At 68.6% G+C, this 12685-nt stretch carries 14 protein-coding genes; 5 read left to right on the top strand and 9 right to left on the bottom strand.

What is annotated here, in order from left to right; genetic code table 11:
- Nucleotides 1-21: 21 nt before the first annotated feature.
- Both ACZ5IK_RS27865 and ACZ5IK_RS27860 read right to left on the bottom strand, forming a co-directional pair.
- Nucleotides 22-483: a hypothetical protein gene (locus ACZ5IK_RS27865; RefSeq protein WP_465490384.1), complete on the bottom strand. Its 462-nt coding sequence runs from the start codon at nucleotides 481-483 to the stop codon at nucleotides 22-24.
- Nucleotides 473-2632 carry a DUF6461 domain-containing protein gene (locus ACZ5IK_RS27860; RefSeq protein WP_465490383.1) on the bottom strand — a complete coding sequence of 720 codons (2160 nt, stop codon included), beginning with the start codon at nucleotides 2630-2632 and terminating at the stop codon, nucleotides 473-475. The genes ACZ5IK_RS27865 and ACZ5IK_RS27860 overlap by 11 nt, the downstream gene beginning before the upstream one ends.
- Before the next feature lie 123 nt (nucleotides 2633-2755).
- On the opposite strand from ACZ5IK_RS27860, the gene ACZ5IK_RS27855 reads away from it, so the two are divergent.
- Nucleotides 2756-3139 carry a hypothetical protein gene (locus ACZ5IK_RS27855; protein WP_465490382.1) on the top strand — a complete coding sequence of 128 codons (384 nt, stop codon included), beginning with the start codon at nucleotides 2756-2758 and terminating at the stop codon, nucleotides 3137-3139.
- A gap of 65 nt (nucleotides 3140-3204) precedes the next feature.
- On the opposite strand, the gene ACZ5IK_RS27850 is transcribed toward ACZ5IK_RS27855, so the two are convergent.
- The gene (locus ACZ5IK_RS27850; RefSeq protein ID WP_465490381.1) at nucleotides 3205-4362 is read right to left on the bottom strand and encodes an HAF repeat-containing protein; all 1158 of its coding nucleotides are present in this window, start codon (nucleotides 4360-4362) and stop codon (nucleotides 3205-3207) included.
- Between the two features lie 533 nt (nucleotides 4363-4895).
- Entirely contained in the window at nucleotides 4896-5027 is a 132-nt protein-coding gene (locus ACZ5IK_RS27845) for a hypothetical protein (RefSeq protein WP_465490380.1), read from the bottom strand.
- 200 nt (nucleotides 5028-5227) lie between these two features.
- Here ACZ5IK_RS27845 and ACZ5IK_RS27840 point away from each other — a divergent pair, with 200 nt between their 5' ends.
- Nucleotides 5228-5398, top strand: coding sequence for a hypothetical protein (locus ACZ5IK_RS27840; protein ID WP_465490379.1), 171 nt, complete (start codon nucleotides 5228-5230; stop codon nucleotides 5396-5398).
- A gap of 90 nt (nucleotides 5399-5488) precedes the next feature.
- Here ACZ5IK_RS27840 and ACZ5IK_RS27835 read toward each other — a convergent pair whose 3' ends face one another.
- Both ACZ5IK_RS27835 and ACZ5IK_RS27830 read right to left on the bottom strand, forming a co-directional pair.
- Nucleotides 5489-6172, bottom strand: coding sequence for an ABC transporter ATP-binding protein (locus ACZ5IK_RS27835; protein ID WP_465490378.1), 684 nt, complete (start codon nucleotides 6170-6172; stop codon nucleotides 5489-5491).
- Complete coding sequence (locus ACZ5IK_RS27830) at nucleotides 6169-7251, bottom strand: ABC transporter permease (RefSeq protein WP_465490377.1); 1083 nt, start codon at nucleotides 7249-7251, stop codon at nucleotides 6169-6171. Before ACZ5IK_RS27830 ends, ACZ5IK_RS27835 begins: the two co-directional genes overlap by 4 nt.
- A gap of 171 nt (nucleotides 7252-7422) precedes the next feature.
- Between ACZ5IK_RS27830 and ACZ5IK_RS27825 the strand changes: the two genes are divergently transcribed.
- Nucleotides 7423-8598: a sensor histidine kinase gene (locus ACZ5IK_RS27825; protein ID WP_465490376.1), complete on the top strand. Its 1176-nt coding sequence runs from the start codon at nucleotides 7423-7425 to the stop codon at nucleotides 8596-8598.
- Nucleotides 8595-9230, top strand: a complete 636-nt coding sequence (locus tag ACZ5IK_RS27820; protein ID WP_465490375.1) for a response regulator — start codon at nucleotides 8595-8597, stop codon at nucleotides 9228-9230. Before ACZ5IK_RS27825 ends, ACZ5IK_RS27820 begins: the two co-directional genes overlap by 4 nt.
- 542 nt (nucleotides 9231-9772) lie before the next feature.
- Here ACZ5IK_RS27820 and ACZ5IK_RS27815 read toward each other — a convergent pair.
- Entirely contained in the window at nucleotides 9773-10354 is a 582-nt protein-coding gene (locus ACZ5IK_RS27815) for a TetR/AcrR family transcriptional regulator (protein ID WP_465490374.1), read from the bottom strand.
- Nucleotides 10355-10441: 87 nt separating this feature from the next.
- On the opposite strand from ACZ5IK_RS27815, the gene ACZ5IK_RS27810 reads away from it, so the two are divergent.
- Nucleotides 10442-10903 carry a nuclear transport factor 2 family protein gene (locus ACZ5IK_RS27810; RefSeq protein ID WP_465490373.1) on the top strand — a complete coding sequence of 154 codons (462 nt, stop codon included), beginning with the start codon at nucleotides 10442-10444 and terminating at the stop codon, nucleotides 10901-10903.
- Between the two features lies 1 nt (nucleotide 10904).
- Here the strand turns inward: ACZ5IK_RS27810 and ACZ5IK_RS27805 are convergent, their stop codons facing one another.
- The gene (locus ACZ5IK_RS27805; protein WP_465490372.1) at nucleotides 10905-11663 is read right to left on the bottom strand and encodes an ABC transporter ATP-binding protein; all 759 of its coding nucleotides are present in this window, start codon (nucleotides 11661-11663) and stop codon (nucleotides 10905-10907) included.
- Nucleotides 11660-12682 carry a taurine ABC transporter substrate-binding protein gene (locus ACZ5IK_RS27800; RefSeq protein WP_465490371.1) on the bottom strand — a complete coding sequence of 341 codons (1023 nt, stop codon included), beginning with the start codon at nucleotides 12680-12682 and terminating at the stop codon, nucleotides 11660-11662. The genes ACZ5IK_RS27805 and ACZ5IK_RS27800 overlap by 4 nt, the downstream gene beginning before the upstream one ends.
- Nucleotides 12683-12685: the final 3 nt, after the last annotated feature.

Raw genomic sequence — 12685 nt, 5'->3', positions numbered from 1 at the left:
CGATGCCGTACCCGATCAAGGTCAGCGGAACGAGTAGTGCCAGTGCTTTGCCGAGTTGACGGCGTGTCCGGCAGCGCCTGCCGTGGCGAGCGCTCCCGGCCAGCCGGGGTCCCCGATGTGACGGAAACCCAATCCCAGTACGACACCCGCGACGACGGCGAGAACACACCAGGTGCCGACGGTCGGCAGATCGATCCCATAGGACGGAGCATCGGGGTACTTGATGCCGTACACGACATTCTTGCCCAGGTAGAAGGCAAGCACGGCGGACAGGAGCGCGATGGTCGCTCGCACCACTGCCTGCCGAGACGAGCGCCGTGTGGTCACGAGGCTCACCAAGACGATCCAGATGACGAAACTGTGCGCCAACACCCGCAGATCCGTGTAGTAGGCGACGGACGCGAACGCGCCGGAAACTACGCCCGCGACGCTGATCAGAAGGTGAATCGAGGCTGAGCGGGCCAAACCGTCCTCAGCACTCACGGGCCACCTGCCTCGCGTGCTCCAGCAGTTCTTCTCCCGCCGGACCGGACGCGTACCGCGCCGCCGACAGCGAGCGAATCGCGCCGGACAGCGGATCCGGATTGGTGGCGTGGTGAACCGCCTCCCACAACCAGGCGTGGTCACGATACGCCCGCAGCTGCGATCGCCTGGCCAGGAGTTCCGCCTCGGCGCTCAGGCGGCGCTCCGCGAGTACGTCGGCGATGACCGGGTCGCCGGCGACGCCGACGTGCTCGGCCACGGCCGATGCCGCCAGCCAGGCCAGGTCCCGCAACGTTTCCTCCGGTACGAAAGCCAGCCGATCGGTTTCGGCGCCCAAAGGGCCATCACCGGGGAACGCCCGCGAACCGTCGGGATTGCGTGCCTCGGGATACAGCTCGGACAGGTGCGGAAGGATGCGATAACCGGCGTTCGCCTCGACCATCCGCTCGACGTCCTCCTTCCGCAGCCGGTTTCCGCTGTACCGCTCGACCGCGAGAACACCTTTTTCCAGGTTGTCGCGATAGCTCTCGAAATCGAGACCGGCCAGGGCTTCGTTCACGTCGGGATCCGTGATCTCCTCCGCGCAACCGAGCTCGTGCGAAGCGAGGACGTTCCCGTCGTCCGCGAAGGAAAGCCTGGTCACCGCGTTGATGTTCCAGAACAGGCTCGCCGTCCGGCCGGTCCGCGACAACGACTCCAGCACGGGCCCGCAGGAACCCTGGAACCCGTTGAACTCCACGGCCAGCACGCCACCCTCGACCGGCAGCACCGATACCCAGGGATCGAGATCGAAATCCTGCGAGAGTTCTTCCGCGGACTCCGGTTCGGCCGGGTCCGCGCCGAAGGCCAGGAGTACTTCGTCCGGAGAAGCTCCCCTGACCATCGTGACCGTCGCCGCGTCACCGAGCGCGCTCTCGTCGATCCACCGATACGCGGCTTCCGGCGGCGGCTCGATGTCGGGTGCGGGCTCACCTCGGAGGGCGTAGCCCAGCCTGTCACCACGCTTGTACACGATGTCCGGGCCCGGCGGCGCCTGCCACAGCACGAGTTCGTACCGCTCGCGCTCTTCGCCGTCCCGGCCGATCGCGTGCACCCTCACCCGGAAATCGCCGGGCCATGGCGGTGTTCTCGTGCGATGCGGGGTGCTTTCGCCCAGCGTGGCGTCACCTTGCTCGGCCCGCCAGGAGATCTCGGTGACTTCGTCCCACCAGTCGACGTCCACCGTGTCCGGCGGTCCCTCGAGAATCCGCATCGACACGGACAGCTGGCCTTCGCCGAGCCCGGTCCGCACGGCGACCCCTCCAGGAACCGCGACGGCCAGGCCGTTGCCGCTGAAGTCGGCCTCTCCGACGACGGGGCGCTCGGCGAGGACGAACTGATGTGCGTGCACCTCCGCCGAACAAGACGCCGTCGCCGGCAGCAAGTATTCGGCCTGGCGTTTCTCCAGCAATGCGGCCGCGTACCCGGGCGGCATCGGACTTTCGCTCAACAGAGCCGAAACGGCGGCGAGGGCGACGCCGACGACAGCCGCGGGGGTCCCCGCGAGCAGCGGAGCGTCCGTCCGCCGCAGGACCGGCGCGGCGACCGCGACGGCCAAGGCGAGATGCGCTTCTCCCTGTGCCGCCGCCAGTTCCTCCTCGCCGGTGAGTTCCGGTGCGACCGCCAGCAACGGCGCCAAGGTCTCGTGCTCGGCCAGCTCCGCGACCAGCGCCACGATCAGCGCGGAGATCCCCGGTCGCACCTGGTCGAGCAGGCGCACCGCGGTGACCGTCTGCGCGTTCGGCCCGTTCGACATCATGAAACCGAAGGCCTGCGGTGTCGCGTCCGGCCCCGGTACCGCCGCTTCGACCTCCTCCGGAACGACCACCACCAGCTCGTCCAAGGTCAGTTCGAGCGCGCCGAGCAGCCGCTCGGAAACGGGATCACCGAGCGAACGGAGCCTGCTCAACACCTCCGATTCGCCGGGCCCGGCCACCAGCCGGCCCGCCTCGAGCCCGAACGCGTCCGGCGTCACCTCGGGAACGCCCAGCCTGCCGAGCGCCGTCGCGGGGCCGCGCGGGATACGCCCGCGCAGCAACGGAATCAGGTCCGCCACCACCGGCACGAGCGCCTCCGCCAGCCTCGACGGCACCTCCGTGTGCTTCTCCACCCCAGTCCTCCACTTCGACGACGCGAGGCACGGTAGCGGGTCCCACCGACGATTTTCGGACATTGGCCGAGACTCCGTGTGGGACGCTGTCCGACCTGGCCGGGTGAAGGAAGGTCGTGGGTCATGACGCGGACGTTCTGGCTTCTCGCAGCCACGACGGTGGTCGGCCTGGGGTTGCTGTTCGGGACGTTGCTTCTGCTGCCTTTGCTGCTCTACCCGTCACTGGCGGAAGCCGAGTTGACGGGAGTCGGCAACCCGGAGACCCGGATCCAGCTGCGGCAAGCCCAAGGACAGCTGCAGAACAACGCCCGCTCCACCTTGCTGCAGGCTTTCGCCGGGCTGTTGGTCGTCGTCGGCGGCGCCGCGACCTGGCGCCAGGTCAGAGTCAACCGCGACGGGCAGTTCGCCGAACCGAGGCGATCCTCGTCGGCGCGCGCGCCGACGGCACGACCATCTGGCCCGAGGATTTCGGACCAGATGTCCGGCGAGAACACGGGATTTCCCTAACTGAATAGAGCGTGCGCTGGTCGAGCAGCAGCTCGACCAGCGCACACATGTCCTACATCGAGACGCTAGCCGAGGGTCCAGTACACCGCGTGATCTTTTCCGCCGGCAACGGTGGCGGTTCCGACGACGCGGCCGCTGTCGGTGATCCGGTAGGCCTGGCTGCGGCTACCACCCGGGAGCAGACCCAGTTGCCTGCGCTCACCGTTCCGGAACCAGGCGGTCGCCTGATTCTTGAAGGTACCCACCGCGGTTCCGACCGAGTCGACTGCTTCGACGTCGGCGCCGAGGCCGTCGTCAGCCAGGATGGTGAGATCGCCGGCGGGATCCCAGAGCACGGCCTGCCGCTTGGGCGGGTAGGCGTAGCCGGTACCGACCGCGTAACCGGTGGAGCCGATCTGGTAGACCCAGACCGAGTGCGGGCTGGGCCAGTCCAGGCTGTGCCTCGTGCCGCTTTGATCCCAGGTCGCCGGGATCCGGGGCCCGGTCTTGGTCTCGCTCAGCACACCTGCGGCCACGCCGGGCTTGTTGATCTTGCTGGCTCCACTGCTGTATCCCAGGGGCTCCAGTTCGGTGATCGGCCCGCCGTTCACCCACCGCACGGCTTGGTTCGCGCCCGTGCGGAAACCGCTGCCCACGATGATGCTGCCGTCGGCGGAGATGCCGTCGGCCATGCTCCAGGTCTCGCCGGGCAGCGCGCCCAGATCGGTGGCCTGGCCGTTCGGATCCCAGCGGACGGCGTGATACTGGTTGTCCGGCGTCGTCCAGTTCCCGACGACGACACCGGTGTCACTGATCGCCGCAGCGGTGCCGTTGCGATAGCCGGGTGGGACCTGCAGCGTGGTCGCCACGCCGTCGGCGTCCCATCGGGTCGGCACGGCGGCGGTCGGGGTCAGCACATAGCCTGCGGAAACCCCCTGGTTGTTGATGTCACGAACCTGCCCCTCGGTACCGCCTGGGGTGGGCAGGGCCATGATCTGGCCATCGGCGTTCCAGCGAACCGGAAGACTGCGCCGCGCGGGTCCCGCGAAGGACAGTCCGACCATCACCCCCGCGTCATTGACCGCCAGAACGGTGCTGGCGTCGTCGCCGGGCAACGTACCGAGGTCGACCGGCCCGGCCTGGGTGGCCCGCGCCGTCCCGGCCATCGCGCAGGTGAACACGACAAGAGCCGCCGTCAGCGACCAAAACGGTCTTCGGCCACCGGCCACACGATTCCCCATCATGATGACTCCCCATCCTGATCCAGTAGCGGGTGACGGACATCGGGCAACACGACGCCTCACCGATCACCCCCTGCGGTGACGGCGAGTGTCCCACTGACCGGGTATCGAATTCGCGACACAAAGCGATTCGCGCGTATCCCCCGAATGACCCCTCACCCAGTTTTGACGCGAGGCGACGCCTCGCCGTCCGCGGATCACAATGCCCTCACTCACAAGTCGGAAGTAACCGCCACTCGGGCGAATTCGACAGGCCGAGTCGTCGGCGGAGTGTTCATATCATTCCGGCAACAACAACGAATCGATCATAAAAATGCCCTGGTGGACGCCACGCCCCGTCCTCTGAGGACCGGAGCAGCGCGGGCGACAAGGCTTGCCGGAAATCGGCGAACGCGGCATTAAAGTAATAACAACCCCATGAATGGGATTCGGAGAATCCTATTTCGCGACATCGTTCTCTTCCCGGCCTGGGCCGAGCGCCTCCTCGCCAACGGCGAAATGGCCGGAAGTGAGGGCCGTGGCCGGATCCACCGGGATCAGAGCTGGTGGAGGTCCTCGAGAGTCAGCTCGGCGCGGGTGGCTTCCGACGGGCCGTGGCCCGAACGGCGATAGTGCACGGAAACGACGCCGGCGCACCCGTCCGGACCGCAGATCGGGATGCTGTGCACGGCCCGGACTTCTTCGGCGACAAGGGCTTCGAGCGCAGGGCGATCGAAAATGCCGCACGTGGTGACGTCCCCCTTCGACGTGGGCGAAGTGCTGGAAGAACTCCGAGGAGAATCCCTTGGCTCGTTGCAGTTTCAGGCCGGTATTGCCCGTCGTCACCGTTTGGATGTCACCTTGGGCGGTCTGGGCACGATCGGCCACGGTGTCCAGGGTCGCCCGCAGGAGCCCCGACGGCCGGATCGCGGGCAAGGCAGGCAGGAAGTCGAGCCCGGGCGTGCTCCGCCAGACGCGAGGCGAGAACCAGCGCCCGTTCCGCCAGGGGCGAGGCGCGACGAGCAACGCCCTCGCCAGCGTGTCCGGGGCGATGTGGTGACGGCGAGCGGCGGTTCCCAGCGCACGCATCGCGGTCGTGGCGTCGGAGACGCCCTACCTCGCCATCAGCACACTGGCGGCATGGCCGTACCTAGCCCACCGGTGAGGGAGTGCTCAGCCTGCCATCGTGGACTTCGGTGATCCGGTCCACGGCGGCGAGGTGGACGCGGTCGTGGGTGACCAGAACCGTGGCGGTGTCGCGTTCGTGGGTGAGCCGGGTGATCAGCTCGATGACCGCGGCGCCGCGCTCGTGGTCCAGGGCGCTCGTCGGTTCGTCGATCAGCAGCACGGTGGGTTCGTTCATCAGCGCGCGGGCGATGTTCACCCGCTGCCGTTGGCCGCCGGAGAGCTGATGCGGTCGACGACCCGCCAGGGGCGCGAGCCCGACGGCGCCGAGCAGTTCCATCGCCGCGCCACGGGCTTTCGCCGGGGAGCGGCCGTCGATCCGTGCCATGACCTGGAGTTGCTCGGCGGCGGTCAGGGACGGCAGCAGATTGGGCTGCTGGAAGACGATCCCGATCTTCCGGCGGCGCAGTTCGGTGAGTTCGCCGCGGTTCAGGCCGGTGGTCACGACGCCGTCGACGGTGACGGTGCCGTCGTCCGGGCTGATGAGGGTGGCGGCGACGGCGAGCAGGCTGGACTTGCCGGAACCGGAGGGCCCGGCGACGGCGGTGAGCGAACCCGGCGGAACGTCCAGCGTGACGTCGTCGAGGGCGGTGAGGCGGGAGTCGCCGTCGGGATAGGTGAGGGTGACACCGGTCAGGTTCAGGCTCATCGGGCACTCCCCAGTGCGGTCAGCGGGTCGACGGAGGTGATGCGGCGGACGGACAACGCGGCTCCCAGCGCACCGAGCAGGATCATCACGGCGGCGGGAACGAGCACGGTGGCCGGAGTCAGCAGGAACGGCACGGCGGAGCCCGCGACGACGGCGCCGAGCAAGGCGGCCAGTCCGGTTCCGGCGGCGGTGCCGCCGACGAGAAGCACGACGGCCTGGCCGAGCGCGTCCTTCAGCAGGAAGGCCGTGCTGGCCCCCAAGGCCTTGAGAACGGCGATGTCTCCGCTGCGCTGGATGGTCCAGACGGTGAAGAAGGCGCCGATCACGAGTGCGGAGATGGCGAACAGGAAGCCGCGCATCAGTTGCAGGGAACCGTTTTCCGAGGTGTAGGAACCGATGGCGGACAACGATTCGTCCTTCGACACCGTCTTCGTTCCCAGGGCACGGTCGACGGCCGCGAAATCGACGTCGCCGGCGGTGGTCAGCGCGAGCACGGTCGCGCTCGGCTCACCGCCGGTGGGCGGCGCCGTCCTCGCCCAGACGTCGATGCCCGCCCACACCACCGGGGTGTGGCTGAACCAGGCGTCACCCGACACGGCGGCGACCGTCAGCGGGCGCCCGGCCACGGAAATGGTGTCCCCGCTCCGGACGTCCAGCTCTTCGGCGGCGGAGGACGAAAGTGTCACCGAGTCGCCGGTGAGCATTCCGCTGTCCGGGGCGAGCGCGGAGCCGGGACGGACTCCGAACACGGAGATCCCGGCGCTGCGGTTTCCCGCGGTGGCCTTGGTGGTGGCGATGCCCAGCGGTTCGGCTCCGGTGACGCCCGGTGTCGCGGTCCACTGCCGCAGCTGTGTCTCGCTGACCGCGGAGTTGGCGAAGGAGAGGCTCTGTTCGTCACCGGGAGCGGCGAAGACGATCTTGTCCGCCGGCAGGCCGGTGACGGCGGAGATGTTCTGCTCCCCCAGCCCGGCGGTGAGCCCCGATAACAGACCGACCAGCAGGGTGATGAGCACGACGACGGCGCCCATCAGGGCGAACCGCCCTTTGGCGAATCTCAGGTCTCTCCAGGCGACGAACACGGCTCTGGTCTGTCCTTTCCGGCGGGTGGGCTGGGTACCTCTCCACGATCGCCGTCGAGTCCCGAATGGACATCTCGCCGGAGTTGGCACTTCACGAGCCGGAAGGCGGCGCGCCGCTTCCACCTTTCGATAGAGGCGATTCCCGATCCGGCTCCGTAGCCTGGACATACTGTGAACGCCGCGCCCGTCCTGACCCCGACCAGCCGGGTGCTGACCTGGTGTCTGCACCTGCTGCTCCTCGCCCTGCTCGCACTGGCGGCCGCGCGGGCGGTGGCCGACGACTCTCCCCGGGCGGGAGCGGTCGTCGTGACGGCGGCGCTGTGCGCTGTGGTGTACGCGGCCGGGCCGCTCCTGCCCCGCGTCCGGACGTCACGACGAGCCGCCACGTGGTGGCTGACCGCGGTGGGCACCGTGTGGCTGGCCCTGCTGGTGCTGACCGCCGACGGCGTGTGGGTCGCCTTCCCGCTGTACTTCCTGCAATTACACCTGCTGCCGCGTCGCCAAGGCCTGCTCGCGGTGATCGTGACCGCGGTGGCCGCGATCACCGCTTTCGCCGCCCATCAGGGCTCCTTCACCCCGGCTGCGGCGATCGGCCCGGCACTCGGCGCGGCCGTCGCGGTCGCTGTCGTTTGGGGATATCAGGCGCTTTACCGCGAGAGCGAGAGCCGCCGGAGCCTGATCGAGGAGCTCACCGCCACTCGCGCCGACCTCGCCGAAGCCCAGCACGCGGCCGGAGTGCTCGCCGAGCGGGAGCGGCTGGCCCACGAGATCCATGACACCCTCGCCCAAGGGCTCTCGAGTATTCAACTCTTGTTGCGTGCGGCCGAAAGGACGCTGCCCGACACCGCCGGGAACGCGGCCCGCTACGTCGAACAAGCGCGCCAGGCGGCCGCGGACAACCTCGCCGAGGCTCGCCGCTTCGTCGTCGCGCTGAGCCCTCCCGCGCTCGACGACACCACGCTGGCCGACGCGCTGGAACGGTTGTGCGCCACCACCGGCGCCCGGCACGGAATCACCACGCGCTTCCACCTCACCGGCGCACCCGTTCCGCTGCCGACCACGCACGAGGTGGCGTTGCTGCGCATCGGGCAGGCCGCCCTCGCGAACACCGTCCGGCACGCCGACGCGGCCGCCGCCGAGGTCACCCTGAGCTACCTGGGCGAGCAGGTCGCCCTCGACGTCGTCGATGACGGCATCGGTTTCGACCCCGGCGCCAGTGGCTTCGGTTTGACCGCGATGCGGACCCGAGTCGAGACGCTGGGCGGAACCTTCGCCGTCGAGTCCTCCCCCGGCCACGGCACGACCTTGTCCGTGCGGTTGCCCGTCGAACCGGAGGACCGCTCGTGACCGACACCCCGATCCGCCTCCTCCTGGCCGACGACCACTCCATCGTCCGGGCGGGTCTCCGCGCCGTGCTCGAAACCGAACCTGGTCTCGTCGTCGTCGCCGAAGCCGCGACAGCGGAGGAAGCGGTGGTCCGCGCCGCCGAGGGCGACGTCGACGTCGTGCTGATGGACCTGCGCTTCGGCGCCGGAATGACCGGTGCCGAAGCCACCGCCGCGATCACCGCGCGGCCCGGCGCACCCCGCGTCCTGATCGTCACCACCTACGACACCGACGCCGACACCCTGCCCGCGATCGAAGCCGGAGCCACCGGCTACCTCCTCAAGGACGCCCCGCCCGAAGACCTGGCCGCCGCCGTGCGCACCGCCGCGGCCGGACGCACCACCCTGGCCCCGACGGTCGCCGACAGGCTGATGAACCGCATGCGGATGCCCACCATCGCCTTGACCCTGCGCGAGATCGAGGTCCTGGGGCTGGTCGCCGACGGCCTGTCCAACCGGGCGATCGCCGCACGGCTTCACCTGACCGAAGGCACCGTGAAATCCCATCTGGCGCGCAGCTACACCAAACTCGGCGTCGACTCGCGGACCGCCGCCGTCGCCACCGCGACCGACCTCGGCCTCATCCGCCGCTGATCACCTCGTGAGTGGTAAGGACGGTTCTAGCGGACCCGTATTTGCCTACCCACTGGATCCTGATGTCAGCTCGGTGGGCTTGTAGAGCTTGTTCTGGATGGTGATGTGGGCGAGTGGGGAAGATTTGGGACGTTGAACGTCCGGAATCTTCCCCACTCGGCTGCCGTCCGCGAGGTTGTGGGGTGGCACGTCTTTATCGACGGAGGATCGGGGACGTTGAGTGTCCCCGATCCTCCGTTGATAAGACCGGGACCGGAACACCCGCCTCGACGATGTAGGAATCGGGACACTCAACGTCCCAATTCCTTCATCGTCAACACCCCACACGCTGAGCCGCCACCCCGTACTGGTCAGGTGGCCGTGTGAACCGACCGTGGAGGATTTAGGACGTTGAACGTCCCGAATCCTCCACACTCGAACCCTGTCGCGGTGAGATTCCGGTGTCATCAAGCTCCGAGACCGAAGCGACACCTCGACCCCCGCACCTCGCCTTCGCCCTGGTCACACGTAGCTAGGCAAATACCGGTCCGTACTAACCGTCCTTACCACTCACGAGGTGACGGACCGCCGAGCAGTGCCGCGACAGCCTCGCGCGCCCGACGGGCCGGAGCCGGATCACCGCTGATTCCGGCCGTCACGATGGCCCCTTCGGCGAGCAGGAACACCGGCTCGGCCACCGCGAGTCCCGTGGCCCGCACCCAGGTCTCGATCTGCTCGTGGAACGCCCGCTTGTGCGCCCGTACCTCGGCCAGCACCGCCGTCGACGAGGGCCCGACCTCGCCGTGGGCGTTGATCCAGGCGCAGCCGCGGAAGCCGGGTTCGGCGAACCATTCGGCGAGCCAGTCGAAGATCGAGAGCACCCGCTCCCGGGGATCCGCGACTTCCTCCACATGAGCGGCGAGGCTGCCCCTCCATCGCGCGTCACGACGTTTGAGCATCGCCACCACCAGGTCCTCCTTGGCTTCGAAGAACCGGTAGATCCGCTTCAACGAAAGGCCGGACGCCGCGCGGACCTGGTCCATACCGACCGCCTGGATGCCGTTCTCGTAGAAGAGCTTCTCGGCCGCATCGAGGAGGGCTTCGCGGTCCAAACGGTTCTGCTCGTCGGTGACGGCGGCCGGCATCGGAACTCCTTGACGTTGAGAACGGTCGTTCCCTACTCTAGGCGTCAGACGTGGAGAACGCACGTTCTCAACCTGAGGAGGCCGACAATGCCCGAAGATCGCCCACCCTTCCCGCCGTTCACCCAGGAGACGGCCCTGCGGAAGGTCCAAGCCGCCGAGGACGCTTGGAACACCCGTGATCCCCGCCGGGTGGCATCGGCGTACACGCCGGATTCGGTGTGGCGTAACCGGGACACCTTCGTCCAGGGCCGCGAGGAGATCGTCACCTTCCTTACCCGGAAGTGGGAGCGTGAACTGGACTACGCGCTTCGCAAAAACCTCTGGGCGTTCCACGACAACCGGATCGCCGTCCGCTTCCAGTACGAATGGCACGACCAGGCCGGACAAGGGTGGCGTAGCTACGGCAACGAACTGTGGGAGTTCGACGAGCACGGTCTCATGAGCCGTCGTGAGGCGAGCATCAACGACGTCGCCATCTCCCCCGGCGATCGGCGCATCCACGGTCCCCGGCCCGCGGACGAGCACGGTGCAGAGTTCCCGCTCCGGTAGCTCAGCTCGGCTGGATCGCCCGGACCGCGGTGGCGACCTCGCCGCGAAGAGCCGCGTACTCCGCCCAGCCCCGCAGTTCGGCCGCCGGGACACCGGTTCGCGGCAGGTCGACGGACAGGTCCAGGACGATCCGGCCCGGCCGGTCGCTGAGCACGATGATCCGGGTGGCGAGGAAGACGGCCTCGTCGACGCTGTGCGTCACGAACACCGCGGCCTGCCCCTCCGTGTCGGTCAGCCCTCGCACGTCCTCCTGTAGTCGCTCCCTCGTGAGGGCGTCGAGCGCGGCGAACGGTTCGTCCAACAGGAGCAGCCGCGGCCGGGTGGCCAGCGCGCGGGCGATCGCCACCCGCTGCTGCTGCCCGCCGGAGATCTCCCACACCCGCCGCTTGCCGAGTTCGCCGAGCCCCACCTTCGCCAGCAACGAGGCCGCGGCGGCCGGGCGCTCGGCACGCGGGACACCCGCCCACCTCAGCACCGCGGTGATGTTGCCGTTCACCGTGTGCCAGGGGAACAACCGCGGCTGCTGGAAGACCAGGCCGACGTCGCGTCCCGGCCGGGGCGGCCGTCCGGCGAGCGTCACCGACCCCGTCGCCGGCCGCTCGAACCCGGCGACGAGCCGCAGCAGCGTGCTCTTGCCCGATCCGGACGGACCGACGATGACCAGGAACTCCCCCGCGTCGACCTGGAGGTCCACCGGGCCGAGTGCGACGACGTCGCGGTAGCGGTGCTCGACACCGTCGATGTCCAGGAGCGGGCTCATGCCGTCTCCGGGACACGGAGTGCGGATCGGAAGGTCTCCAGAGCTGGGACGGCGTCGACCTTCTTCTGTGCTCGCAGGAATTCGGCGGTGTCGCGCAGCCGATCGGCGAGCGCGCCCGGCGCCGACGCCGAGCCGAAGTACTCGGGCGCGCGCTGCTGGGCGTGGTCGAGATAGATGTTCTGTTTCAGTTGCGCGAGCGCGTCTTCACGGGTGCTGCCGATCTGACGGGCGACCGCGTCGGCGACCGTGCCCGGATCCTTGGCGATCTGCCCGAGTGCCGCGTTGGTCGCCTTCAGCCACTCGGTGACCACCTGCGGATTGGCGTCGATGAATTCGTTACTGGCGACGGTGAAGGTCAACGTCGGCTTGCCCGCCTTGGCCAGCTGGGCGCTGTCGATGAGGGTCGTGCCGTCCTTCTGGATGCTGGACAGCGTCGGCGTCCACACGTAGGCCGCATCGATGTCACCGCGCTGCCAGGCCGCGAGGATGTTCTGTGGTTCCAGGTCGACGATGGTGACCTTCGCGGGATCGACCCCGGCCTGCTGCAGGGCGGCGAGCAGGCTGTAGTGCGCGGTCGAGCTGAACGGAGCGGCGACCTTGCGGCCCACGAGGTCGGCGACCTTGGTGATTTCCTTGCGCGCCACCAAAGCCTCGCTGTCGCCGATCACGTTCAGCAGTTCGATGATCCGGTACGGGATGGCCAGCGGCGGGCACAACGCCTGTGCGGTGGGACTGCTGCCGATCACCGCGAGATCGAGCGAGCGGCCCAGGAAAGCGGTGTTGATGCTGGCGCCGGAATCGAAGGCGGTCCACTGGATCCGGTAGCCCGGCAAGGCTTTTTCCAGTGTTCCCTGGTCTTTCACCAGCAGGGTGCTGTCGGCGAACTTCTGGTAGGCGATGCGGACGGTCTTGCCGTCGGCGCTCGGCGAGGACCCGCCGACTCCGCAGGACGCGAGCAGCGGACCGGCGGCGAGCCCGCCGAACAAGGACAGCGCGGATCGCCGGGTGAACTGAGGCAAGGG

This window comes from Amycolatopsis sp. NPDC031561 (assembly GCF_055580625.1).
This window is presented reverse-complemented; position numbering and strand designations above follow the sequence as displayed.

Excerpts from the sequence above, each read along its gene's own strand:
- ACZ5IK_RS27805 (WP_465490372.1), bottom strand. The coding sequence starts at position 11,663 with ATGAGCCCGCTCCTGGACATCGACGGTGTCGAGCACCGCTACCGCGAC.
- ACZ5IK_RS27835 (WP_465490378.1), bottom strand. The coding sequence starts at position 6,172 with ATGAGCCTGAACCTGACCGGTGTCACCCTCACCTATCCCGACGGCGAC.
- ACZ5IK_RS27810 (WP_465490373.1), top strand. The coding sequence starts at position 10,442 with ATGCCCGAAGATCGCCCACCCTTCCCGCCGTTCACCCAGGAGACGGCC.
- ACZ5IK_RS27850 (WP_465490381.1), bottom strand. The coding sequence starts at position 4,362 with ATGATGGGGAATCGTGTGGCCGGTGGCCGAAGACCGTTTTGGTCGCTG.
- ACZ5IK_RS27815 (WP_465490374.1), bottom strand. The coding sequence starts at position 10,354 with ATGCCGGCCGCCGTCACCGACGAGCAGAACCGTTTGGACCGCGAAGCC.
- ACZ5IK_RS27855 (WP_465490382.1), top strand. The coding sequence starts at position 2,756 with ATGACGCGGACGTTCTGGCTTCTCGCAGCCACGACGGTGGTCGGCCTG.